Source organism: Bordetella genomosp. 4 (assembly GCF_002261185.1).
Classification (GTDB): Bacteria; Pseudomonadota; Gammaproteobacteria; order Burkholderiales; family Burkholderiaceae_B; genus Bordetella_A.
In genome coordinates this window covers 362,121-385,075 of sequence record NZ_NEVQ01000012.1, presented here as the reverse complement: position 1 = coordinate 385,075, position 22,955 = coordinate 362,121, and the positions used below count along the sequence as shown (strand labels likewise).

Annotated in this window: 23 protein-coding genes; 8 read left to right on the top strand and 15 right to left on the bottom strand. The window is 59.6% G+C overall.

The annotated features are described in order from the left end of the window. Positions 1 to 118: 118 nt before the first annotated feature. From CAL20_RS09640 to CAL20_RS09610, 5 genes are all read left to right on the top strand, one after another. On the top strand, positions 119 to 466 hold the full coding sequence (locus CAL20_RS09640; protein WP_094837693.1) for a hypothetical protein: 348 nt from the start codon (positions 119 to 121) through the stop codon (positions 464 to 466). Between the two features lie 112 nt (positions 467 to 578). Then, positions 579 to 1,286 (top strand): hypothetical protein, encoded by a 708-nt coding sequence (locus CAL20_RS09635; RefSeq protein ID WP_094837692.1) that lies wholly within the window; start codon positions 579 to 581, stop codon positions 1,284 to 1,286. Positions 1,287 to 1,518: 232 nt separating this feature from the next. After that, positions 1,519 to 2,040 (top strand): class I SAM-dependent methyltransferase, encoded by a 522-nt coding sequence (locus CAL20_RS09625; protein WP_094837690.1) that lies wholly within the window; start codon positions 1,519 to 1,521, stop codon positions 2,038 to 2,040. 341 nt (positions 2,041 to 2,381) lie between these two features. Next, entirely contained in the window at positions 2,382 to 2,621 is a 240-nt protein-coding gene (locus tag CAL20_RS25850) for a DUF4224 domain-containing protein (protein WP_094837688.1), read from the top strand. Continuing rightward, a complete protein-coding gene (locus tag CAL20_RS09610; protein WP_256981401.1) occupies positions 2,551 to 3,507 on the top strand; it encodes a tyrosine-type recombinase/integrase in 957 nt (318 codons plus the stop codon). Before CAL20_RS25850 ends, CAL20_RS09610 begins: the two co-directional genes overlap by 71 nt. 322 nt (positions 3,508 to 3,829) lie before the next feature. Here CAL20_RS09610 and CAL20_RS09605 read toward each other — a convergent pair whose 3' ends face one another. The 13 genes from CAL20_RS09605 to metE form a co-directional block, all read right to left on the bottom strand. After that, a complete protein-coding gene (locus tag CAL20_RS09605; RefSeq protein ID WP_094820576.1) occupies positions 3,830 to 3,961 on the bottom strand; it encodes an entericidin A/B family lipoprotein in 132 nt (43 codons plus the stop codon). Positions 3,962 to 4,063: 102 nt separating this feature from the next. Then, positions 4,064 to 4,759 (bottom strand): fumarylacetoacetate hydrolase family protein, encoded by a 696-nt coding sequence (locus tag CAL20_RS09600; RefSeq protein ID WP_094820766.1) that lies wholly within the window; start codon positions 4,757 to 4,759, stop codon positions 4,064 to 4,066. Positions 4,760 to 5,018: 259 nt separating this feature from the next. Beyond that, the gene (gene ppa, locus CAL20_RS09595) at positions 5,019 to 5,549 is read right to left on the bottom strand and encodes an inorganic diphosphatase (protein WP_094820575.1); all 531 of its coding nucleotides are present in this window, start codon (positions 5,547 to 5,549) and stop codon (positions 5,019 to 5,021) included. Between the two features lie 3 nt (positions 5,550 to 5,552). After that, the gene (locus CAL20_RS09590) at positions 5,553 to 7,169 is read right to left on the bottom strand and encodes a heme biosynthesis HemY N-terminal domain-containing protein (protein ID WP_094820574.1); all 1,617 of its coding nucleotides are present in this window, start codon (positions 7,167 to 7,169) and stop codon (positions 5,553 to 5,555) included. Positions 7,170 to 7,172: 3 nt separating this feature from the next. Continuing rightward, positions 7,173 to 8,369, bottom strand: coding sequence for a uroporphyrinogen-III C-methyltransferase (locus tag CAL20_RS09585; RefSeq protein WP_094820765.1), 1,197 nt, complete (start codon positions 8,367 to 8,369; stop codon positions 7,173 to 7,175). A gap of 37 nt (positions 8,370 to 8,406) precedes the next feature. Beyond that, the gene (locus CAL20_RS09580) at positions 8,407 to 9,198 is read right to left on the bottom strand and encodes a uroporphyrinogen-III synthase (RefSeq protein WP_094820573.1); all 792 of its coding nucleotides are present in this window, start codon (positions 9,196 to 9,198) and stop codon (positions 8,407 to 8,409) included. Positions 9,199 to 9,308: 110 nt separating this feature from the next. Continuing rightward, positions 9,309 to 10,250 (bottom strand): hydroxymethylbilane synthase, encoded by a 942-nt coding sequence (gene hemC, locus CAL20_RS09575; protein ID WP_094820572.1) that lies wholly within the window; start codon positions 10,248 to 10,250, stop codon positions 9,309 to 9,311. 111 nt (positions 10,251 to 10,361) lie between these two features. Continuing rightward, entirely contained in the window at positions 10,362 to 11,081 is a 720-nt protein-coding gene (locus CAL20_RS09570) for a TerC family protein (protein ID WP_094820764.1), read from the bottom strand. Positions 11,082 to 11,350: 269 nt separating this feature from the next. After that, positions 11,351 to 12,058, bottom strand: coding sequence for a TerC family protein (locus tag CAL20_RS09565; RefSeq protein ID WP_094820571.1), 708 nt, complete (start codon positions 12,056 to 12,058; stop codon positions 11,351 to 11,353). 277 nt (positions 12,059 to 12,335) lie between these two features. Continuing rightward, on the bottom strand, positions 12,336 to 13,217 hold the full coding sequence (sucD, locus tag CAL20_RS09560) for a succinate--CoA ligase subunit alpha (RefSeq protein WP_094837686.1): 882 nt from the start codon (positions 13,215 to 13,217) through the stop codon (positions 12,336 to 12,338). Positions 13,218 to 13,235: 18 nt separating this feature from the next. Beyond that, on the bottom strand, positions 13,236 to 14,396 hold the full coding sequence (gene sucC / locus CAL20_RS09555) for an ADP-forming succinate--CoA ligase subunit beta (protein WP_094820569.1): 1,161 nt from the start codon (positions 14,394 to 14,396) through the stop codon (positions 13,236 to 13,238). Between the two features lie 10 nt (positions 14,397 to 14,406). Further along, on the bottom strand, positions 14,407 to 15,009 hold the full coding sequence (locus CAL20_RS09550) for a DUF2889 domain-containing protein (RefSeq protein WP_094820568.1): 603 nt from the start codon (positions 15,007 to 15,009) through the stop codon (positions 14,407 to 14,409). Between the two features lie 153 nt (positions 15,010 to 15,162). Further along, the gene (gene metE, locus CAL20_RS09545; RefSeq protein ID WP_094837685.1) at positions 15,163 to 17,457 is read right to left on the bottom strand and encodes a 5-methyltetrahydropteroyltriglutamate--homocysteine S-methyltransferase; all 2,295 of its coding nucleotides are present in this window, start codon (positions 17,455 to 17,457) and stop codon (positions 15,163 to 15,165) included. Between the two features lie 197 nt (positions 17,458 to 17,654). Here metE and CAL20_RS09540 point away from each other — a divergent pair, with 197 nt between their 5' ends. Next, the gene (locus CAL20_RS09540) at positions 17,655 to 18,575 is read left to right on the top strand and encodes a LysR family transcriptional regulator (RefSeq protein ID WP_094820566.1); all 921 of its coding nucleotides are present in this window, start codon (positions 17,655 to 17,657) and stop codon (positions 18,573 to 18,575) included. An 11-nt stretch (positions 18,576 to 18,586) separates the two neighbouring features. Here CAL20_RS09540 and recX read toward each other — a convergent pair whose 3' ends face one another. Both recX and recA read right to left on the bottom strand, forming a co-directional pair. Beyond that, on the bottom strand, positions 18,587 to 19,201 hold the full coding sequence (gene recX, locus CAL20_RS09535) for a recombination regulator RecX (protein ID WP_094837684.1): 615 nt from the start codon (positions 19,199 to 19,201) through the stop codon (positions 18,587 to 18,589). Between the two features lie 74 nt (positions 19,202 to 19,275). Then, a complete protein-coding gene (gene recA, locus CAL20_RS09530; RefSeq protein WP_094820564.1) occupies positions 19,276 to 20,343 on the bottom strand; it encodes a recombinase RecA in 1,068 nt (355 codons plus the stop codon). Between the two features lie 234 nt (positions 20,344 to 20,577). On the opposite strand from recA, the gene CAL20_RS09525 reads away from it, so the two are divergent. Both CAL20_RS09525 and CAL20_RS09520 read left to right on the top strand, forming a co-directional pair. Beyond that, positions 20,578 to 21,270 (top strand): response regulator transcription factor, encoded by a 693-nt coding sequence (locus CAL20_RS09525; RefSeq protein WP_094820762.1) that lies wholly within the window; start codon positions 20,578 to 20,580, stop codon positions 21,268 to 21,270. A 115-nt stretch (positions 21,271 to 21,385) separates the two neighbouring features. Continuing rightward, the gene (locus tag CAL20_RS09520) at positions 21,386 to 22,762 is read left to right on the top strand and encodes a sensor histidine kinase (protein ID WP_094837810.1); all 1,377 of its coding nucleotides are present in this window, start codon (positions 21,386 to 21,388) and stop codon (positions 22,760 to 22,762) included. Positions 22,763 to 22,955 lie beyond the last annotated feature (193 nt).

The following is a 22,955-nucleotide window of genomic DNA, read 5'->3' as shown; positions in this document are numbered from 1 at the left end:
TCGACAGCCGCTTGGCAGAAACAGCTCGATGCTGCGCGTGAGTACATGGAGACATGCACTTGTCCCGCTGATCGAATGCCCTTTGGCCGCTGCTGTAAGGCCCGCCAGGAGAAAGACCATGACCGTTGACACACAAAAGCTGAGGGAGCGGTTGGACAAGGCCTTCAAACGCGCATATCTGCTTGGTCAGGATTATTGGCGCTTGGCTGATAGTGAAAGCTGGGCCGACAACCGCCGATCTAACGACGTGCAAGACAAGTTCGATGCGCTGCGATCTGAGACTGTTTCGGTGGCTGGCGCGCAGGTGTCCATACTTCAGGACGAGATCGACCGCCTGCGCGCAATCATCCGAGCGATTGACAGCCTACGCGGCCCATTTATGAGTGATGACGACGTAGCGTCTGTTTGGAAGCTTGTGGACGCCGCTCTCAATCCGCCCGCCCCTCCCCAAGGAGAGAAGGAATGACCACTGACACAAGCAATCCGCACTGACTACTGGCGAGATCCTGGCACTGGATTGCCGCGCCACCATAACCGAGGACGAAAAGATCCGGTTCGCCCGCACCGTCGAGTCCGCCGTGCTATCCAAGCTGCGCGGGGCGGGTGAGCCGAGCGATGCTGCAATCGAGGCCCTTGCACTTTCTCATGGATTTAACAAATCCGATGAGCATTGGGGATCTCGGTACTACACGGAGTTGGGCCAGAACCTTTTTTCGTTTGCCCGCGAGTTGCTATCCCGCTACGCCGCGCCCCAGGCCAGCGCCGAGGCTGAGCAATACACGACGGGCGATGATGATCTGGACATGGCGCTAAATCTAGTAGGCGCTCCTGGCGATTATGCCATTGCACAAGCGGATGCCATCGAGCGCTTGAAAGAACGACTGAAGCCCGCCCCTGCCGTCGAGTATGACCAAAACCGGGAAAACGGTATTGCTGGAAAATCAGACACTTACACCACGGCTCCCGCAAAGGGTGCGGGGGATGTGGCGCTGCCTCCGCTACCCGAACCCGAGTTCCGCGGAGTGGTTATTCGTAAATACCCTCGATACCTTTTTACCGGCGATCAAATGCAAGACTACGCCCGTGCCGCAGTACTTGCCGACCGCCAGCAGCGCGGCGGGGATGTGGGTGAACTGCGCGAAGCCGCCAAGACGTTTTATAACGCGACCATTGCCGACACTACAGTGCGCATTAGCACGACATCGGCGAAAAAACGGGATGGCGTCATTGCTGCGGGAGAACGGCTCCTCGCCGCCCTGGCCGCTACGAAAGGGGAAAGCAAATGAGCATGTGGCACTGTGAGAAATGCTTGGGGACGCCCGGATTCGGGGTTGGTTGTGTATGCCCGAGAAACGCCCAGCCTGCCGCGAGCGCGGAGCCGAGCGACTGCGACAACTTAGCCCATGAACTAGACGGCGTGATTGCGGACGTAGAGCAAGGCGACGGGTTTGATGAGGTGTGCCTCGAAACACTCAAGCGAGTTCGTGCTGCCCTAGCCCAGCAGGGAAAGGAGGGGTGATGGATACACCCGTTCTTGACCCCTGCTGCGGCGGACGCATGATGTGGTTCGACCCAAAAGACCAACGGTGCCTGTTTGGCGACCTGCGAGACGAAACCATTGCCGTTACCGACCGTACCCACCGCCAGGATGGACAGCGCGTAGTACGCATACATCCTGACGCGCAGTTCGACTTCCGCAGTTTGCCGTTCCAGGATGAGGCGTTCGCCCTCGTGGCGTTCGATCCCCCTCACCTGGTGAGAGCCGGCCCGCGCAGCTGGATGGCTGCCAAATACGGCAAGCTAGGCGCCGAGTGGCAAGACGACATGCGTCAGGGCTTTGCCGAATGCTTTCGCGTGCTGCGCCCCCTTGGCGTATTGATCTTCAAGTGGAACGAGACCCAGATTCCCCTGGCGGACATTCTGGCCTGCACGCCCCACAAGCCACTATTTGGACATCGCGTCGGGCGGCTGAACCGCACGCACTGGGTGACCTTTATGAAACCCGCCACAGCGAACGATGGGGAGGCGAAGAATGGCTAAGCCACTCGCAGGAAAACGTCTGTACGAAGCATGGGGCAGATCGGCATATTCGCGTGGGCTGCCAATTACGGCCGGACGTATAAGCCGTCAACGCTGGCCCGAATGGGCAAAGTCCGCATGGACGCGGGGTTGGCTGAATCAGCAAACTGGCGCCATGGGTACGCAGCATCAGAACCTGCGAGACGCATGATGGACCTCCCAATACTCGCCGCCTTTTTTGCCGGCCTGCTTACCGGCTGGATGTTATGGAAAGAATGACCACCGATGTAATCGAGCGGCTGCTGGAAACGACACGCCGCGCTTGGATGCCCGCCTAGCGCGGGCTTTGTTTTGGAGGCGATATGCTAATCCTCTCGCCTGAGGACCTTGTTGAGATAACAGGGAAAAGCCGTAAATCAAGCCAGGTTGAAATTCTTCGCCAGCTTGGCATTCCGTTTAAGATTCGGCCCGACGGCACGCCTTTGGTGTTGCGGGCAGCAATGGAGGTTGCGTTAGGCTATGCGACCAAGAATGAAAAATCGAGAACTCCCGCCCTGCGTATACCTGAAGCACGGCGCTTACTATCTGGTCAAGCGCGGTAAATGGCAACGCCTTGGGGCTGACTTACATTCAGCGCTCCTTGAGTATGCCAGGACTATGGCCAGCCCCCAGGACGGAATGCCAGCCCTGATCGACAAGGCGCTACCCTCTTTGGTGGCCGAAATCAAAGAGTCTACAGCGAAGCAATATCGACACAGCGCCCGTTTACTCAAGGAGGTCTTTGCCGACTTCAGGGTTGATCAAGTGCGACATGGTGACATTGTCCAGATGCTCGATGGATTTAAGGACAAGCCGGTTGCTGCCAACCGGATGCTCACTGTGCTACGCCTCACCTTTCAATGGGCGCTGGACCGCCAGTTGGTGGAGTCAAATCCTACTTTGAGCGTCAAGCGCTTTAAACAACGCCCAAGGAATCGCCTCATCTCCGCAGCTGAGTATCTGGCGATTTACAGACAATGCGCTCCATGGCTTCAGTGCGTGTTGGATTTGTGTTATCTCACCGGCCAGCGCATTGGCGATGTCCTTTCCATTGAGCGCAGTCACTTAGGTGAGGAAGGAATCTATTTCAAGCAACAGAAAACTGGCAAGCAATTAGTTGTAGTCTGGAGTCCCGAGCTGCGCGAGGCCGTAAAGCGAGCGGAAGACAACACCGGCCCAGTCGTCAACATGACATATTTGCTTGCCGGCCGAGGCGGAAAGCTCAGAGAGCATTCCAACGTCTGGAGGTCATTCAAAGACGCGGCCAGACGTGCCGGAATAGAGAATGTCACGTTGCACGATATTCGTGCCATGGCCGGGACAGAAGCCGAGCGGCAAGGCATAGACCCGCAGGCTCTACTTGGACATACCGACCGCAGGACGACCGCGATTTATCTGCGCGATCGATCACCAAAGTTGGTGACAGGACCTCGCAAAAAGTCTGGATAACCATCCAGTTTTGGACATCGAGTATTAGACAGTCTAAAGACATAGACAGCAAACCCCAATAAACATGCGGCTTTCCGGGCATGCAATGTACTCGGTCATCCCCTGGCCACGCTGGCGGGAAATACGCTGGATCATGCCCGACCTCTCTTCAATCAACAGAGGCCGTAGTGTGAAACCTCGCAGAGATCCCGGCTATTCGTAGATACCGAGGTGGGCAAAATGCTCACAGCGCCTGACATCAGCCATAGAACACGCTACCGATGTCCATTCCGACAACGACAACGGCCCCCGAAGGGGCCGCTGTCGCAACAAGCGTGAAGCTTTATTTTTCTGCAGCCGTGCTGATGGCTTGCCCGGCAGCGGACATATCTTTGCCCATGCCTGCCATGGTGTTGCAGCCTTGCAGTACGACGCCAAATACGATCAGCGCCGTCAGCATGACTCGTCCGCGCATGATGAAACTCCGGATTAAAAATACACGAGGCATACGAGTTAGCACTGAGTCACCCTACATGGAGAGACTCAGCCTTCGGCCTCTGGTCGTAAAAAAAGACAATCAGGCGATGCGCACGCGCAATTCGCCCAGGCCTTCGACGCCGCCCACGAGCTCATCACCCTGCACCACGGCGCCCACGCCTTCGGGGGTACCAGTGAAGATCAAATCGCCCGCTTTCAGTTCGAACAAGCTCGACAGATAGGCAATGCTCTCGGGAATGTTCCAGATCATTTGCGAAATGTCGCTGGACTGCTTGCGCTCGCCGTTGACGTCGAGCCAGATAGCGCCCTTTTCGAGGGTACCGACGACGCTACGCGGATGGACGGGACCGATCGGCGCGGACAGGTCGTAGGCTTTGCCGACCTCCCAAGGACGTCCTTGCTTTTTGGCCTCGCCTTGCAGATCGCGGCGGGTCATATCCAGGCCCAGCGCGTAGCCCCACACGCACTCGCCGGCTTGGTCAACAGGGATATCCTTGCCGCCTTTGCCCAGCACAACGACCAGCTCCATTTCATAATGCAGGTTGCTGGTCTTGGGCGGATAAGGCGTCGCGCCGGTTTCGCCGTCGGCGATCGACAGGATGGCGTCGTTGGGCTTGCTGAAAAAGAACGGGTCTTCGCGACCGGTGAAGCCCATTTCCTTGGCATGCTCGGCGTAGTTACGGCCGACACAATAGATGCGGCGCACCGGAACCAACGCACTGCTGCCGGCAACAGGCACGGCAACGGGCGGCGACGGAGGGAATACGTAGTCCATGTTCTCTTGACCTTCTTGAATGCGTGCCGGCATCGCCAGCAAAGAAACACCTCCGCGCCATGCCCTCGGTCTGCAGCACCCTGCTCTGGTGGACGCCTGTTACCTCGGGCCGGCGCGGGGGTAAGAAAAACGAAAACCAATGCGCGAGTTTATCCCTTTTTTACTGTAGGGCCGCTGACGGCAATTGCTGCCGCAAAAACATCGGGCCGCGACGCATTGTCTGCATCGCGGCCCGCAGGGACATCAGTTCAGGGAACGATCAGCCCTTGTTGTAGCGCTCAGCGCTGCGCACGATTTCCTCGCGAGCGGCGTCTACGCCTTTCCAGCCCTTGACCTTGACCCATTTGCCTTTTTCCAGGTCTTTGTAATGTTCAAAGAAATGCTGGATACGGCCAATGTCCTCGGCTGGCAGGTCTTCGTACGACTTGATGTTGCGGTAGGGAGGATAGAGCTTGTCGACGGGCACGGCCAACAGTTTGGCATCGCCACCGCTCTCATCGTCCATTTCCAGTACGCCCAATGCACGGCAGCGCACCACAGCGCCGACCTGAATCGGGAACGGGGTCAACACCAGCACGTCGGCGGGGTCGCCATCCTCGGACAGGGTCTGAGGGATATAGCCGTAGTTGCACGGATAGTGCATGGCGGTCAGCATGAAGCGATCCACGAATACGGCGCCGCTGTCTTTGTCGACCTCGTATTTGACGGGGTCGGCGTTCATGGGGATTTCGATGATGACGTTAAAGTCTTCCGGCAGATTTTTGCCGGGAGAGACGCGATCGAGACTCATGGTTCAACCTTGTTTATCTGAAAGTGGAAGAGATTTTCCGTCATCCCGCTTGTCTGATTTGCCTTGGTCAGGCGACGTGGATGGCGGGGTGACGTATGTGGGCTCCGATACATCGTATTCAGGCACGGGTATGGGTGCGCTGTCGAAGTAGTCCTCGATATCGATGTTGGACCGGGCAGGCGCGACCGCCGGAGGGTCCGGCTCCAGCGCATTTGACGCCTCGCGTTCGAGGACGCGAGCATCGGGATCCAGCACATAGTCGGCAGGGGCCGACAGGGGTGCGTCTTCGAACTGGGACGCAGTTGGCGCTGCGGCGACGGTTGCTTCCGGCGGATAGGCGGAGTACTCGCCCTCTGCATCCAGATGCAGAGGGTCGGCGTCCGTATCGGCTGCCGGCAGAGCCGGGTCGCCAGCCAGTACGGGCAATGCCATGGTCGCGACAGTCGCCAAGCGCCAATGGCGCACAGCGTCCGCGGGACGATCCAAACGGTCATACAGGCTGCCCAGCAATGCATGGGTACGCGCATCGTTGCGCAGCGCCAAACTGCGTTGCAAATAACGCTCTGCCTGCCCCCACAACTGGCCATTCAGGCACAGCATCCCCAAGGCGCTCAACAGATCTGCATTGGTCGGGCGCTTTTGCAGCCAAGCTTCGGCTTTGGCCAGACGGCGAGGCACTTGGTCGGACTCGCAACGCGCATAAGCATCAACCAAGGACGAGGTGAAGTGGAGCGGAACAGCTGCCTCCAGAATGCGAGCCGCCTCTGCAGGCTCACCCGCAGCCTCGAATGCCGTAGCGCCAGCGAGGGCAATTTCCGGCAGGACACGTTCTTCGTTTTTGAGGTCTTTCCAGACGCTGCGCCAGGCTTCCGTACCGGAGGCGGCAGCGGCGCGCAGGCGCGCGGCACCCGATCGATCGATCAGACCTTCGGCCTCGGTCTTGGACAGCGCGTTGCGGCGCACGAGCCCGCGTGCCAGCGTAAAGACGCGGTCGTGATGGTTCAACGCTGCCTCGGCACGCAATAACAGGCGCATCGTATGCAGATGGCGGGCGCCGCCATCCTGCAGCGGCGTCAACACTGCCAAGGCGTCTTGCGCACGGCCTTGGTCCAGCAGCTGATCTGCCGCAACGGTGGCGATGGCTTCTTGCAAACCGGTATTGCCCGAGGCGTGCTCCCGTGCGGATTCCAGCAACTGGTCCCGGCGAGCGAATTCGCCCAGGCCATGTGCGGCGCGCGCCGCCGAGAGCGCTGCCAACACTCGGCGGCTCTCGACGCGAGTCTGTCCCAAGAGCTTGGTCAGGTTTTTCTCGGCATGAGAAAAGCGCCCTTCCAGGAGCTCTGTCCAGCCACGTTCGAGCAAGACGTGATCACGCGCCTGGGCGCGTTGACCGCGCCAGACACGCATACGGTCCGGGATGGCCAACAACCAGGCCAGCAGACGCAAACCTACGTACAGCGCGATGAAAAAGCCCACCACCAACAGCACGAACAAGGTCAGCGACAGTTCAATGCGCCATGGCGACACCAGGAAAATAACGTTGCCCGTATGAGAGCGCAGCACCACCGCCAACGCGACAGCGACGATGAGAAGCAGCAGAGTCCAGAACCAAGTACGCATACGTTAGTCCTGTTTGGCTGGCGAATCGAACCCGGCAGCGCGCAAGGCCGCTACGCTGGCCAGACTGTCACCGACATCCGGCAAGCGAACCGCGATATCGATATTCTGCAGTTCGCGCGTCAAACGCAACGCCGACTGGGTATCCACCGCACGACCGTCGTAGTAAATGCTGAGCACGTTCTCGACATTGGCGAGTTCGTTTTTCCAGACTTCGGGTTGACGCATCAGCATAGCCAGTTGCGCCGTCATCAGGCGTTGACGCAAGGCGCCGCGCACCTGCTCGGCTTGTTCGGCGGACAACAGCAATGCTGCCGGTTGGTCGACACGCTGCACGCTGATCAAATCACCCAGCTCGTGCGCCAGTGTGCTGCCAGCCCTGCCGGGCCAGGAAGCGATTTCGGCACGCCAACGCTGCCACCACGCAGCATCCGCCGGCAATTGATGGCGAGGGTCGTCGGCCTGAGACTGGACCGGAGCCGTCGCTGGCTTTGGCTGCGCATCGCTCGAGGCGCCAGGTGCCGCTGCATCCGGAACCAGCAAAGGAGCCTTGGAAATCAGACCCGCCAGACGATCGATACGCGCGGTCTGCGCCGGGATATCGACGGTCGCAACGGCCCTGAGGCGATCGATATCGCCGTTGATGCTTTGTTGAAGACCTGCAAAAAGCGGGCGAGCCGCCTGTGCCAGGCGCGTCTGGGCGGTTTCCAGCGCGACGATGGCGTTGTTGACGTTACCGGCCAGACGCAGTTGCTGATTCGCCAGCACCAAGAGGCGCTCCACGTCATTGGCGAGGATCTCGTCCGTCGCACCGCCGCTGAAGGTTTCCCAGGCTTGCTGCAGGTCGTTGTAGCGGGTCTTGGCTTCTTGCGCTTGCGCTTCCAGGCTGCGCACCTGGCCGCTCTGCCCTTGAATGAGGGTGAGGGCTTCGCGCGCGTCTTTGCGGCTTTGCGCGACGGCGTCTTCGAGTGTGGCCAGGCGAGTCGCTATCTCGCGACCGGCCGCGTCGGCTTGCTTGCGCTGTAGCCATAGCGCCCACCCGAGGCCAACGGCCACCAGGAGCACAACGATCAGCGCCGCGCCCATTAAGCCTGCCCCACGGGACGACTTTTTAACCGGGGCGGATGCCGGTTTGGCGGGCGAAGCTGCGCCCGGAGCTGCCGCATTGACGGCAGGTGCAGTGTCAGGAGTCTGGTCTGTCATGACGCGATTGTATTCGGTGAAATGCCAAAACTTCGATTCAAGCCGCAACAAAGGCCGCGAGGATCGCATCATCGGCCGGCAAGCAGATTTTTACCATTGCGTCCGTGACCTTGCCAGCGAGGCCTTGCTGCAGCCGCCGCGCCAGTGTGGGATGGGTCACGATAAAGTCGGAGGCTTGCCACCAATCGGCGAGACCGGCCTCATGGATATGAGTTTGGACGGCGGTGAGTCCTTCGCCACTAGTCAGCAGCCACGTCGCTTTTTCCCTCTTTTGCGCCCATTTTCGCAGGTGCTCGACGGCAGACGGCGGCCAGTGCGCTGGCTGGCGTTGGTAGGCAGCATGCCGCCGCACCTGCGCCCCCGCGGCCTCTAATTGATCGGCCAGCCAATCCCGGCCCTGAGTGCCGCGTACCAATAGCACCCTGCTTGGCAGGCTGTCTTGCGCGCGCAATACCTGCCAGAGGGCTTCAGAATCATGGGTGGACGCGGCGGGAGGCGGACAGAATACTGTTGTATTGGCGCAAAAACCTGGCGTTTCGCGCAACGCCCGCGCACTCGTCGGGCCCACCGTTGCGGCAGGCACGGCAGCGGGCCAGTCGGTCTGCCCCGCCAGATCCCGCAGTTGGTTCAAATACGTCCGTGCTGCATGGCCGCTGACAAAGATGACTAAATCAAAGTCTTGCGGCAAAGGCAAATCTGTGGCGGCAACCGGCAAGGGGCGAAGCTCCAGCGCAGGGAGATCCAGCGTCTGCCAACCGGCAGCGCCGAGCGCCTGCGCCAACGCGTCGTTACGGCCGGCAGGGCGAGTCAGAATGGCGATATGCGACATGGACACCCCTGTATGTATCCCGGAAAAGGCGGACTCCAGCCGCCATATGCGGCTGCCAAGTTCGGCCTTGAATCCGGACGTACCTCACAACATACTGGCATAAGCCAGCCTCAGTCGGCAGACGTGTCTTGCAAGGCAGCCAGGATGGCGGCCGCGCCCTTGGAGAGTAAGGCTTGCGCCGCGGCTTCGCCGATCTGCTCGGCCTGCGCCACTGGCCCGGTATGTTCGGACTGAATCACTTGTTTGCCATCAGGAGAGGCCACCAATGCCCGAAGCACGACATTGTCGCCATCGAGCACGGCATATGCCGCCAGCGGGACTTGACAGGAACCGCCCAGCGTCCGGGACACGGCACGCTCGGCCAATACGCAAGCCGTGGTTCGCCTACATACCAACGGCGACAGCCAAGCGCGCAGGTCAGCACGATCGTCGCGGATTTCGATGCCTAGCGCGCCCTGCCCGGCGGCAGGCAGGCTGTCGGCCGGATCCAGCAGACTGCGGATGCGGTGGCCTAGATCCAAACGTTGCAGACCGGCCGCAGCCAGCACGATCGCGGCGTAATCGCCCTGATCGAGTTTGCCCAGGCGGGTATCCAGATTGCCGCGCAGCGGTTTGACCTGCAGATGAGGATAGCGCTGCCGGATCTGCGACTCTCGCCGCAGGCTGGACGTGCCGACGACGGCCCCGGCCGGCAGGTCGGCCAAGGTCGCATAGTCATTGGACACGAAAGCATCCCGAGGGTCGGCTCGTTCGAGCACAGCGCACAGTTCGAATGGCGCCTGCAAGTCGACCGGGACGTCTTTGAGTGAATGAACCGCCAAATCGGCCCGCCCATCGAGCAGGGCCGTTTCGAGTTCTTTGACAAAAAGCCCTTTGCCGCCGACCTTGGACAAGGTGCGATCCAGTATCTGATCGCCCCGCGTCGTCAGCGTGAGCAGTTCGACGGAACAGTCGGGATAGAGAGTACGCAACCGATCGCGCACATGCTCGGCTTGCCACAGGGCAAGCCGGCTGGCGCGGGTCGCGATAACGAGGCGTTGCGGTGCAGACACGGGCGGATTTAGTTGCCCAGGCTGGAAAAGATCACCGTGGCGATCACCCCGATGATGGCCAGTATTGCCAGACCTTGCAGCAGGCTCAGGCCGGATTCGGGGTTGTCGCTTTTACGCAGACTCATGAGTAGATTCCTTGGAGGCAGTTTTACGACTGGCAAGCCACCGCCCCAAGACCACAACAATCAATGCGCCGATGACTTCCGCAGCAATTTTAACCGTAGTGGGTTGCGGGCCGAATTGATTTTCGACAACAACGTCGGTAACTACCATGCCGCCTGCGATCCAGCCCAGCAATGCCGCGCCGAGCGTCACCACCAGCGGATAGCGGTCGATCAGCTTGAGCACCAGGGTGCTGCCCCAGATGATGATGGGTACGCTGACGATCAGGCCGAACACGACCAGACCGATCTGGTGACCCTCGTGGGCGTTTTGTGCGGCGCCGGCAATGGCGATGACGTTATCGAGGCTCATGACAAAGTCAGCCACGATGATGGTCTTGACGGCGGCAGCAATAGAGGTGCTGCCCTTGATGTTGTCGTGTCCGTCGTCCTCGGGGATGAGGAGCTTGACACCGATCCAGACCAGCAGCAGACCGCCCACGACCTTCAGGAAGGGGATGGCCAGCAGCGTCAGGGCGAATGCGATGAGCACGACGCGCAGGATGATTGCACCAGCCGTACCCCACAAAATACCCTGCATGCGCTGTTTGGGCGCCAGATTGCGGCAAGCCAGCGCAATCACGACTGCATTATCGCCACCCAGCAGGATGTCGATAAGAATGATTTGGAATACTGCAGCCCAGCTTATTGTTTGTAGAAACTCTAACACTTGCGATCCCCCTCGGAATGACAATTTGGATGGCAACTGCTCATGAATCAGAAGCTGCCAGCCCCACGTCGACACCTTCCCCGATGCGCCTGCGGCTTGGTCCCTATACTGAGGACCTGTTGCCTATGATGACTTGGCGGGAAAAAAGCCTCCACGCCGCGCCTTCGGCTTGCCTGCCCCAAAAAGGGCATTTGCCTTGAAGCGGCCCGGTGGCAAAAAACTGCCGCGTCAAAACGCGGCAGTCGTCGTGCCAAAACGCGTATTGTAGTTCAGCTTTGTGTCAGTACCTGGCGCCGAGAAAGTAAAATTTTCCCAATCGCCAAAACGACGACCGCACCTACAGCCCCCGAGATCAACGCCAACTGGTGTTCAGTGACGCCCAGGGCGCTATCAATACTGATCACGGAATCGTGCAAGGCGGGGTCTCCCACCAACAGTTCGCCCGCGATAAAGCCGAGCAATGCGGCGCCGACCCAGACGATCAATGGGAAGCGCTCAATCACCTTCAACAACAAGGTGCTACCAAAAATAACCAGCGGGATGCTGATGGCCAAGCCCACGACCAGGAGGGTGGTATCGCCCATCGCTGCGGCAGCGACCGCGACGACGTTATCCAGGCTCATTACCAAATCCGCAATCATGATGGTGCGAATCGCCGACAGCAGAGTGCCGTGCTGCTTGCCATCGCCGTCCTCGTCGCCCTCAGGCAGCAACAGCGTGACACCGATGTAGACCAACAACAATGCGCCGATGAGCTTGAGCCATGGCAGCATCAGGAGTTTGGCTGCAACCAGCGTCAACACGATACGCATGATGATCGCTGCCGCTGAACCAATCGTGATCGCCTTTTTTTGCTGCTCTGCAGGCAGCGAGCGCGCGGCAAGCGCAATGACGACGGCGTTATCGCCAGATAACAGGATGTTGACCCAAATAATCTGTAGCAGGGCAATCCAAAATGCTGCTGATGTAAGTTCCATTCCTCTCTTTCCTAGCGATCCCCTAGGTGTGAGTTAATACTTTTGTTTAGTGCGTACAGGTGTGGCCATCTTGGTAGTTGCGAGCTTGCGAGTGGCCATTGCCGGGTGTCGAGCGCTCGTGGCGCCTGACGAGTGTTATAGGGTGTACGCGTAATACCGGCTCGTCATTATATTTTGCAAAACAGGCGATACAACAGCGGCCTGGGTCAGGCCGCGCTCAGCAGCGAAAAGCCCGCCAAACGAGGCGGGCTTTTTACATGCGAGAAGCCTCAGGCTGTTACAGCACCGACTTCAGCAGCTTGCCCATCTCGGAGGGGTTGCGCGTGGTACGGATACCGCATGCTTCCATGACTTCGAGTTTGGCGTCGGCAGTGTCTGCACCGCCCGAGATCAACGCACCGGCGTGGCCCATGCGTTTTCCCGGAGGCGCCGTGACGCCGGCGATGAAGCCGACCACGGGTTTCTTCATGTTGTCTTTCGCCCATTGTGCGGCGTTGACTTCGTCCGGACCGCCGATTTCACCGATCATGATGACGGCGTCGGTGTCGGGATCGTCGTTGAAGAGCTTGAGCACGTCGACGTGCTTCAGGCCGTTGATGGGGTCACCACCGATACCGACGGCGCTGGATTGGCCCAGGCCCAGTTCGGTCACTTGAGCCACGGCTTCGTACGTCAGGGTGCCGGAGCGGCTGACGATGCCGATGCGGCCCTTACGGTGAATGTGGCCGGGCATAATGCCGATCTTGATTTCATCGGGGGTGATCAGGCCGGGGCAGTTCGGGCCCAACAGCAAGGTCTTGCTGTTCTTGGCCTTCATGCGGTTTTTGACTTCCAGCATGTCGCGAACGGGGATGCCTTCGGTAATGCAGATGACCAGATCCAGTTCGGCTTCGACGGCTTCCCAGATGGCGGCAGCAGCGCCGGCGGGCGGCACATAGATGACCGAAACCGTTGCGCCGGTTTCTTTCTTGGCGTCCTGGACGCTACCGAAAATGGGCACGCCTTCGAAGTCCTCGCCGGCACGCTTGGGGTTGACGCCGGCCACGAAGGCGGCTTTGCCATTGGCATATTCACGGCACATACGGGTGTGGAACTGGCCCGTCTTGCCCGTGATGCCCTGGGTGATGACTTTGGTGTCCTTGTTGATCAGAATCGACATTTGTGAATCCTTGGCAATTTATTTGACGGCGGCTACGACGCGGGTGGCCGCTTCGGCCATGGTGTCGGCGCTGATGATGGGCAGCCCCGAGTCGGCCAGCATTTTCTTGCCCAGTTCTTCGTTGGTGCCCTTCATGCGGACGACCAGCGGTACGTTGAGGTTGACGGCCTTGCAAGCAGCGATCACGCCTTCGGCGATGACGTCGCAACGCATGATGCCGCCGAAGATGTTGACCAGAATGGCCTGCACGCTCTTGTTCTTGAGCATGATCTTGAAGGCTTCGGTGACCTTTTCAGCGGTCGCGCCGCCACCGACGTCCAGGAAGTTGGCCGGCTCGCCGCCAAACAGCTTGATGGTGTCCATGGTCGCCATGGCCAGACCGGCGCCGTTGACCAGGCAGCCGATGTTGCCGTCGAGCTGAATGTAGGCCAGATCGAATTTGCTGGCTTCGATTTCAGCGGGATCTTCTTCGTCCAGGTCGCGGTAGGCGACGATTTCCGGATGACGGAACAAGGCGTTCGAGTCGAAGTTGAACTTGGCGTCCAGGGCGATGATGTTGCCCTTGCTGTCGCAGTTCAGGGGGTTGATTTCGACCAGCGAGGCGTCGGTGTCCATGTAGCACTTGTAGAGCTTTTGGAACACGTCGGCGGCTTGGTCAGCCGAACCGCCGGTCAGGCCGATGGATTCAGCGACTTTCTTGGCTTGCTCAGCCGACAGGCCGGTTTGCGGATCGATGTATTCGGTGATGATTTTTTCGGGCGTCGAGTGGGCGACTTCCTCGATGTCCATGCCGCCTTCGCTGGAAGCGATGATGGCAATTTTCTGCGTGGCACGGTCAGTGACCAGCGAGACGTAGTATTCCTTTTGAATGTCGGCGCCGTCTTCGATGTACAGGCGGTTGACCTTTTGGCCTTCCGGGCCCGTCTGGTGCGTGACCAGTTGCATGCCCAGGATTTCGCCAGCCAGCTTGCGCACGTCATCAATCGAACGGGCGAGCTTCACGCCACCGCCCTTGCCACGGCCGCCAGCATGGATCTGCGCCTTGACGACCCAAACCGGCCCGCCCAGCTTTTCAGCGGCAGCCACAGCCTCGTCGACGGAAAATGCGGGGATCCCGCGCGGCACAGGCACGCCAAATTGCTTTAGCAGTTCCTTGCCTTGATACTCGTGGATTTTCATGTGTTACCTGTCAGGACGAATGAGAAAAAGAGGGGGAATCGGAATTTGCGCCCGCCGACGCCTCAGCGCTATCCCCGGTGTACCACTTGGGATAATGCTCAAGCACCACCGGGCCGTCAGTGCGCAAGGCATGACAGCCATCCAGCTGAAATGGGCGTATGTCCGGATTGCTGTTCTGGCGCCGCCGGTTGGCCATGGTTTGCACCGCCGCAGTGGGCAGCACCTGAGACAGCTCGGTCATGTGCGTACAGCCTGCCGTCCGACCAAAGCGTTCCTTGACCTGGCGCCGAAACCCTTTGAGCAGGTTCATGCCCACCAAGTCCGCATAGGCGGCGTCGATGTTCATGCAGTGCTGTTCGTAGGGCGCCGCGTCATAAGCCGCCTGAGCTGCCACAATGGTAAACGCCTCATCGATGGTGATGCGCAGATGCATGTGGTGAATATGGCGGCCTGCTTTGAAAAATTCCCCATTGCTCTTGGGGAAATCATAGGACTTGAAGTCAATGAGCTCGGCTTCGATATCCCACAGACCATCCTCGCGCCCGTAGGACTCCACGCGTATGGAACGCGTGTGCAAAGGATGGCGAGGAACTGTCGGCGGTGGCAAGGGCATTAAGGGGCCTGCACTTCAAAGTCTTTGACGCAAAGCAGCAAATCCAGGGAAGTATAACGCAGGGCTCGAGGAAACGCCGCTTCCCCTGCCCCTGCCCGCTACGCGCCCAGTAAAGGCCGTGTTACCGGCCTCCCGGGTTTAAAACGGGACGGATCAGGCCGCACGCAGCGCGCGTGCCGCCTCGACCATCCCCACCAGCGCGGCCTCGGTTTCCGGCCATGCACGGGTCTTCAGGCCGCAATCAGGATTGACCCAGAGGCGTTCGCTCGGCAGACGTGCCGCTGCCTTGCGCATCAGGCCGACCATCCAGTCCACGTCCGGCACGTTGGGCGAGTGAATATCGTACACACCCGGGCCGATATCGTTCGGGTAACGGAAATCCTCGAAGGCCTTCAGCAATTCCATGTTCGAACGCGAGGTTTCAATCGTGATGACGTCGGCATCCATCGCCGCGATGGACTCGATGATGTCATTGAACTCGGAATAGCACATATGAGTGTGAATCTGCGTATCCGCTGCCACGCCGGCGGTCGACAACCGGAAGCAATCCACCGCCCAATCCAGATAGGCTTGCCAATCGCCGCGACGCAAGGGCAGCCCCTCGCGAATGGCGGGCTCGTCAATCTGTATGACCCGCACGCCAGCCGCCTCGAGATCGACCACTTCGTCCCGCAGCGCCAATGCCAATTGGCGGCAGGTCTGCTCACGCGGTTGGTCGTCGCGCACGAATGACCATTGCAGAATCGTCACAGGACCGGTCAACATGCCTTTGACAGGTTTGTCGGTCAGCGACTGCGCGTACGAGGACCAGCCGACGGTCATCGGAGCGGGACGAGCAACGTCGCCGAAAATGATCGGCGGTTTGACGCAGCGCGAACCGTAGCTCTGCACCCAGCCGTTACGCGTAAAGGCAAAACCGGCCAGCAGTTCGCCGAAGTACTCGACCATGTCGTTGCGCTCGGGCTCGCCATGCACCAGCACGTCCAGGCCAATTTTTTCCTGGAAACGGATAACCGCCTCGATTTCCTTACGGATCGCGGCCTCATAGGCGGCATCACTCAACGCACCGGATTTCCAGTCGCGACGCAGCGCGCGGATTTCGGCCGTCTGCGGGAACGAACCAATGGTAGTCGTCGGGAACGCGGGCAGTTTCAGCAATTGCTGTTGCTGCGCAATACGGTCTGCAAACGGCACACGGTCACGGGTGACCTTGGCTGCGTCTGCCATGCGGCGAATCACAGCGGGGTTGTGAATACGGGGCGATTCGGTGCGTGCCTTTAGCGCGGCGCGCTGACTTGCCAAAGCCGCACTGACATCGGAGGCCTCGGCGTTATCCAGTGCCCGGCCGAGCACGCTCAGCTCTTCGAGTTTTTGCGCGGCAAAGGACAGCCAGCTCTTCAGTTCGGCATCAAGATCCGTTTCATTCGCCAAGTCCACCGGCACGTGCAGCAAGGAGCACGACGGAGCCAGCCACAGGCGGTCGCCCAATTGTTGGCGAACGGGTGCCAAAGCGCTCAGTGCAGCATCCAAATCCGTGCGCCAGATATTGCGGCCGTCGATCACGCCGGCAGACAGCACCTGGTCCGGACGCAAGGCGGCAGCGATGCGCGGCAACTGGTCGGGCGCGCGCACCAGATCGATGTGCAAGCCGGCTACTGGCAAGGCCAAAGCGGTGTCCTGGTTGTCCTGCAGGCCGCCAAAATAAGTGGCCAGCAGCAGCTTGACCGGCGCCTGCGACAAAGTCTCGTACACCTTGCGGTACGCATCACGCCAGGCTTGCGGCAGATCCAACACCAGAATCGGCTCGTCGACTTGTACCCATTGCACGCCCTGCTGAGCCAAGCGCGCCAGTACCTCGGTATAGACCGGCAGGAGAGCATCCAGCAGTTGCAGCTTGGCTGCATCCCCGGCTCCGTCGGCAAACGCATCGCCTTTGCCCAGCCACAGCCAGGTCAAGGGGCCCGGAATGACGGGCTTGACTTGATAGCCCAGGGCTTGGGCTTCTTTGACCTGCTCAAAAAGGTATTCGCGTGCGATGCGAAACGTCTGGCCCGGTACGAGCTCCGGCACGATGTAGTGATAGTTGGTGTCGAACCACTTGGTCATTTCGCAAGCGGCGGTCGGGGTGCCCGACGGCGCCCGGCCGCGGCCCATGCGAAACAGGGTGTCCAGCGCCACAGGCTGGTCATCGGCTTGACCAAAACGCGCCGGCACCGCGCCCAGCAGCGTGGTCCACTCCAGGACATGGTCATACCAGGCGAAATCGCCTACCGGCACGAATTGAACACCCGTGGACGCCTGGCGCTGCCAGTGCGCCGCACGCAGTTCGCGGCCGGTTTGCTCGAGCTCCCTTGCGGTTTGTTTGCCTGCCCAGTAGGCCTCGACCGCGCGCTTGAGTTCGCGCTGGGCGCCGATACGGGGAAAACCCAAATTATGAATTATGGTCATATAGATATCCGATTCAACAAATTTCGTTCAATTCGGATGCTATTCTGCGCTTAACTTAATTTGCGTCAAAATCAATTTCAACATACATTTATTGAAAATTTTTCATACTAACAAGTTGAGCACAATTCATGCTTGGTTGGCGCACGGCTCCACTGCGCTCATATTTGTCATCTACCCGCTCTGTATACGACTGATCCATGCTCGAAATCCGTCATTTAGAAACTCTCTCGGCAATCCGCGACGGAGGCAGTCTGCAAGAGGCCGCCGATCGTCTGCATCTGACGCAGTCGGCGCTGTCTCATCAATTGCGAGACCTCGAAACCCGCTTGGGCACCCCGCTGCTAAATCGCCGTACCCGCCCTGCCCGCCTCACTACGGCCGGACTGCGGGTGTTGGCGCTGGCCGATGAAGTCTTGCCGCAAATCCGAGCTACTGAGCGCGAGCTGCAACGGTTGGCGGCGGGCCGCACCGGACGGCTGCATCTGGCGATAGATTGCCACTCATGTTTTCAATGGCTCATGCCAAGCATGGATGCTTTTCGAGGCCAGTGGCCAGATGTCGCGTTGGATCTGTCGGCCGCGTTTTCGTTTGCCCCATTGCCGGCTCTGGTACGGGGAGATCTGGATCTGGTGATTACGTCAGATCCGCAGCAACTCGAAGCGGTGGAATACCTGCCCTTATTCAAATACGAGCTGGTACTGGCCGTCTCTGAATCGCATCCTTTGGCAGCCAGCAAGCACATCGCGCCCGAACAATTGGCCGATCAAATCCTGATCACCTATCCCGTGGACCGGCAACGGCTGGATGTTTTTACGACGTTTCTGGATCCCGCCGACGTGGAGCCGGCCGCGGTACGCAAGGCAGAGCTGACACCCATCATTGTGCAACTCGTCGCCAGCAATCGCGGCGTGACTGCGTTGCCCAATTGGGCTCTGACAGAATATCTGCATCAAGGCTGGCTGCGGCTGTGCCACCTGGGGCCACAAGGCGTGTGGCGTACGTTGTATGCCGCCGTGCGCACCGAGGATATCGATGCGCCTTACATTAATGATTTCCTGGCTATTGCACGAGAGACGTGCTTTAAAACCCTGGACGGTATACGGTCGGCGAAAAATTGAACCGCTTTTGATTAATCATCGTCCCGCTCGTCACCCAACAGGCGACGGATCACATCATGAGCAAAGCCTCGGCCCGCGAGAAAGCGGGCCTGTTTGGCGTACTCGCTACGATCAACGGGTTTCGCAGAGAAACGCTTGCGCCACACCTCAACCGCACGCTGATATTCGGTCGCGCGCAGGTCGTCGCGCAACTGCGCGACTTGGTCCTCGGCGACACCGTGCTGGCGCAATTCCTGCACAATGCGTGCCGTACCCTGCCGGCCGGCACGACGATGTACGAGGCTCTGCGCAAATCGCTCGGTAGATAGCCAGCCTTCTTTTTCCAGTGCGTCGAGCACCGGCTCAATGTCGGAAGCATCCTCGGCATAAGGCTGGAGCTTGCGCGCCAATTCGTTGCGTGCGTATTCGCGGCGCGACAGATAACCGACCGCGCGAGCCTTCAGGCTGGGCCCATGCGGTTTGGGTTTGCCCAAGGTCTGGGCATCATCATCCCGGGGCTCATGTTTGCCTCGCGTCTCGAAATCATCGTCCCGAGCCGGAGGTTTGCCTTGGGTTTCGAAATCGTCCTCCGGTGCAGACAGCGCTCGGCGATTTTCGCCGCCCCTGCCCGCGCCAGAGGTGTTCATCGTCTCGAATCCCCCGTCGTCAGGCTCGCGTGAAGACGAGCCGCGACGTGGCCACGAAGACCCCCGCTGACGAATCATTCTGCGTCGGTAGTCTCGGCCTCGCTAGCCGGGAACGTCGCTGCACGGCTGACGATGCCTTGGTTTTCACGCACCTTGTTTTCGATCTCGATGGCAAGCTCGGGATGCTCTTTCAGGTATTCGCGGACATTGTCCTTGCCCTGACCAATGCGGGTGCCGTTGTAGCTATACCATGCGCCCGATTTGTCGACCACACCTGCTTGCACGCCCAGGTCGATGATTTCACCCTCGCGTGAGATGCCGGCGCCATACATGATGTCGAACTCGGCCTGCTTGAATGGAGGCGAGACCTTGTTTTTGACGACCTTGACGCGCGTTTCGTTACCGACGACTTCTTCGGCCTTTTTGATGGAGCCAATGCGGCGGATGTCCAGACGCACAGAGGAATAGAACTTGAGGGCATTGCCGCCGGTAGTCGTTTCGGGGTTGCCGAACATGACGCCGATCTTCATCCGGATCTGGTTGATGAAGATGACCATGCAATTGGTGCGCTTGATGGTAGCCGTCAGTTTGCGCAATGCCTGGCTCATCAGGCGAGCCTGCAGACCGGGCAGCGAATCGCCCATTTCGCCTTCGATTTCGGCCTTGGGCACCAACGCGGCGACCGAGTCGATCACGATCAGATCCACCGAGCCCGAACGCACCAGGGCGTCTGTGATTTCCAGGGCCTGCTCGCCGGTATCGGGCTGCGAAATCAGCAGATCGGTGAGATTGACGCCCAGCTTGGAGGCGTATTGCACGTCGAGTGCGTGTTCCGCATCGACGAACGCGCAGGTGCCGCCGATTTTTTGCATTTCTGCAATGACCTGCAGCGTGAGCGTGGTTTTGCCCGACGACTCAGGACCGTAGATCTCGATCACGCGCCCACGCGGCAAGCCACCCACGCCCAGTGCGATATCAAGCCCCAGCGAACCCGTCGACACGACCTGGATGTCATGTTCGACTTCGTTATCGCCGTAACGCATGATCGAGCCTTTGCCAAATTGCTTTTCGATTTGCGAAAGCGCGGCGGCCAGCGCCTTGGCCTTTTCCGAGGCGGCTGCTTTGCTGGTTTTGTCGTCCATGTGGTTTCCCGTGGATAAATGATGTTGACGCTGTGAGGTTTAACGCGCGGCAAAGCGCTGCACGTCGAAGCGGCGATTATTGCATTCGATTGTACTGTATATAAATCCAGTGTGCCAAATTTTTCCAGGGATTCCCTGGATGGGCAAATCAGCCGATGCTGTGCCAGAATGCCTGCGCGCGATATCGTCCTGATGTCGTGCGCCCTTAACGGCTCTTTGTCCCGCTTTCACTGCATGCGCATCCTTATCGCCGAAGACGACAGCATCCTGGCCGATGGCCTGTCCCGCTCATTGCGCCACAATGGTTACGCCGTTGACGCCGTCAGTGACGGCGCCGCCGCCGACTCTGCTCTCGCTGCCCAGCCGTTTGACCTGCTCATTTTAGACCTGGGACTGCCCCAGCTCACCGGGCTGGAAGTCCTGCGCAGGTTGCGTGCGCGCAACTCTGCGATGCCTGTCCTGATCCTGACGGCGGCAGATAGCGTCGAACAACGCGTCAAAGGCCTGGATCTGGGTGCCGACGATTACATGGCCAAACCCTTTGCCCTGTCCGAGCTGGAAGCCCGCGTGCGTGCCCTGACACGGCGCGGCGCAGGCGGCGGAGCGACGTTATTGCGCCATGGCCGCCTGGTGTTTGACCAGACCGGACGTGTCGCGCTGGTCGATGACCAGACACTGGATCTGTCCGCACGCGAGGTCAGCCTGCTGGAAATCCTGCTGACCCGCAGTGGCCGCATGGTCAGCAAGACCCAGCTCGTCGACCACCTCTGCGAATGGGGCGAAGAGGTCAGCACCAACGCCATCGAGGTCTATGTGCATCGATTGCGCAAGAAACTCGAGCCCAGCGGAGTCAAAATCATCACGGTACGCGGCCTGGGGTATTGCCTTGAACGGGACCAAGGTGCCGCCAGCCACCTCACCCACTGAGCCGGCCGCGCGCGAGTCGCTGAACCAAGAAGCCCTGGACGCCATGCGCGGCGGGGCGAAAGGCCCCAGCTTTGCGCCCCCTCAGCGATCGCTGTTGGGAGAAATCCTCGACTGGATGCTGGCGCCGTTGTTCCTGCTGTGGCCAATGAGCGTGGCCATCACCTATGTGGTGGCGCAGAATATCGCCAACGTCCCTTACGATCGGGTGCTGGCGCAAAACCTGCACATTCTGTCGCGCCATGTGCATGTGCAAGACGGACGTGCTGTTCTGAACATCAACGACTCCGTCCGCGATGTGCTGCATCCGGGCGAAACCGACAGCGTGTTCTGGCTGGTCCAAGGTAGTCACGGCGAGGTGCTGGGCGGAGATAAAGGCCTGCCCTTGCCTCCCGATCTCGGTCCACCGCAACCAGGTACCGTGCTGTATGCCGAGGACACGTTGCGCGGGTTCGGCGTACGACTGGCCTATACCTGGGTCGATTTGCACATCCCGCAAACTCGGCCCGTGCTGCTCGTGGTCGCCGAGACGATGGAAAAGCGGACCGAACTGACCAATGACATCATCAAAGGCGTCATCATTCCGCAATTCATCGTGCTGCCCATCGCGGTGTTGCTGGTGTGGTTCGGGCTCTCACGAGGTGTCGCCCCGCTGAACGCCCTGCAGCAACGCCTGAGGGCTCGCCGTCCGGACGATCTATCGCCTATCGACGAAGGCGCCGCGCCGTCGGAAATTGCGCCGCTGGTTAGCGCCATGAACGAGTTGCTGGATCGCTTGTCGTCCAACGTGCAGGCGCAACGACGCTTTGTTGCAGATGCCGCACATCAATTGAAAACGCCATTGGCGGGCTTGCGCACGCAGGCCGAATTGGCGCTGCGTGACGCCAGTCCTGACGAAATGCAAGCGAGTCTGCGTCAACTGATTATGGGCTCCGAACGCGCTACGCGTCTCGTGAATCAGCTGCTATTACTGGCGCGTGCCGAAAATCCACATTCGGTCGAGCTGACGCCTACCGACCTGAACGCCATTGCGCATGAGCACACCTTGCAATGGGTGCATCAAGCGCTCTCCCTGAACACCGATTTAGGTTTTGAAGGCACGGATATGCCGCTCATGATTGCTGGCAACGATATCCTGCTGGCCGAGTTGCTCAACAATCTGGTGGACAACGCGCTGCGCTATACCCCGTCGGGGGGGCATATCACCGTCCGTGTCCGCAACACTGCTTCTCATGCCATCCTGGAAGTCGAAGACTCCGGCCCCGGCATCCCCGTCGAAGAACGCGAACGCGTCTTCGACCGGTTTTATCGCGTACTGGGAACCCGGGCCGAGGGCAGCGGGCTGGGACTGGCCATCGTACGCGAAATTTCCCAGAAACATCATGCGCAAGTGGAAATCCTCGAAGGCACCGCGCACTCGGACCTGCCCGGCGCCTGCATTCGAGTGTTGTTTCCCTTACACGGGCGCCGAGAAAATCTTCAATTCCCCATCTAGGGATATCCCTGACGGAATGCCTTGGACCCGGCCAAAATTCCGGGGAAAAGCCTAAAAAAAATACATTTAGTTTCAAAATTAAGATTCAAGTAAGCATCCCGTCAGAACCCCGTCAGTCTCGTTTTCTACCTTTCTACTAGCCCAAATACCGGAACATACCGGAAACGAGCCGGCACGGTGGATCACCACCGGT

What these genes read in the sequence shown, in the direction of transcription:
- CAL20_RS09640 (WP_094837693.1), top strand. Translation starts at nt 119, where the DNA reads ATGACCGTTGACACACAAAAGCTGAGGGAGCGGTTGGACAAGGCCTTC.
- CAL20_RS09625 (WP_094837690.1), top strand. Translation starts at nt 1,519, where the DNA reads ATGGATACACCCGTTCTTGACCCCTGCTGCGGCGGACGCATGATGTGG.
- CAL20_RS25850 (WP_094837688.1), top strand. Translation starts at nt 2,382, where the DNA reads ATGCTAATCCTCTCGCCTGAGGACCTTGTTGAGATAACAGGGAAAAGC.
- CAL20_RS09610 (WP_256981401.1), top strand. Translation starts at nt 2,551, where the DNA reads ATGAAAAATCGAGAACTCCCGCCCTGCGTATACCTGAAGCACGGCGCT.
- CAL20_RS09605 (WP_094820576.1), bottom strand. Translation starts at nt 3,961, where the DNA reads ATGCGCGGACGAGTCATGCTGACGGCGCTGATCGTATTTGGCGTCGTA.
- CAL20_RS09600 (WP_094820766.1), bottom strand. Translation starts at nt 4,759, where the DNA reads ATGGACTACGTATTCCCTCCGTCGCCGCCCGTTGCCGTGCCTGTTGCC.
- ppa (WP_094820575.1), bottom strand. Translation starts at nt 5,549, where the DNA reads ATGAGTCTCGATCGCGTCTCTCCCGGCAAAAATCTGCCGGAAGACTTT.
- CAL20_RS09590 (WP_094820574.1), bottom strand. Translation starts at nt 7,169, where the DNA reads ATGCGTACTTGGTTCTGGACTCTGCTGCTTCTCATCGTCGCTGTCGCG.
- CAL20_RS09585 (WP_094820765.1), bottom strand. Translation starts at nt 8,369, where the DNA reads ATGACAGACCAGACTCCTGACACTGCACCTGCCGTCAATGCGGCAGCT.
- CAL20_RS09580 (WP_094820573.1), bottom strand. Translation starts at nt 9,198, where the DNA reads ATGTCGCATATCGCCATTCTGACTCGCCCTGCCGGCCGTAACGACGCG.
- CAL20_RS09565 (WP_094820571.1), bottom strand. Translation starts at nt 12,058, where the DNA reads ATGGAACTTACATCAGCAGCATTTTGGATTGCCCTGCTACAGATTATT.
- sucD (WP_094837686.1), bottom strand. Translation starts at nt 13,217, where the DNA reads ATGTCGATTCTGATCAACAAGGACACCAAAGTCATCACCCAGGGCATC.
- sucC (WP_094820569.1), bottom strand. Translation starts at nt 14,396, where the DNA reads ATGAAAATCCACGAGTATCAAGGCAAGGAACTGCTAAAGCAATTTGGC.
- CAL20_RS09550 (WP_094820568.1), bottom strand. Translation starts at nt 15,009, where the DNA reads ATGCCCTTGCCACCGCCGACAGTTCCTCGCCATCCTTTGCACACGCGT.
- metE (WP_094837685.1), bottom strand. Translation starts at nt 17,457, where the DNA reads ATGACCATAATTCATAATTTGGGTTTTCCCCGTATCGGCGCCCAGCGC.
- CAL20_RS09540 (WP_094820566.1), top strand. Translation starts at nt 17,655, where the DNA reads ATGCTCGAAATCCGTCATTTAGAAACTCTCTCGGCAATCCGCGACGGA.
- recX (WP_094837684.1), bottom strand. Translation starts at nt 19,201, where the DNA reads ATGAACACCTCTGGCGCGGGCAGGGGCGGCGAAAATCGCCGAGCGCTG.
- recA (WP_094820564.1), bottom strand. Translation starts at nt 20,343, where the DNA reads ATGGACGACAAAACCAGCAAAGCAGCCGCCTCGGAAAAGGCCAAGGCG.
- CAL20_RS09525 (WP_094820762.1), top strand. Translation starts at nt 20,578, where the DNA reads ATGCGCATCCTTATCGCCGAAGACGACAGCATCCTGGCCGATGGCCTG.
- CAL20_RS09520 (WP_094837810.1), top strand. Translation starts at nt 21,386, where the DNA reads ATGCTGGCGCCGTTGTTCCTGCTGTGGCCAATGAGCGTGGCCATCACC.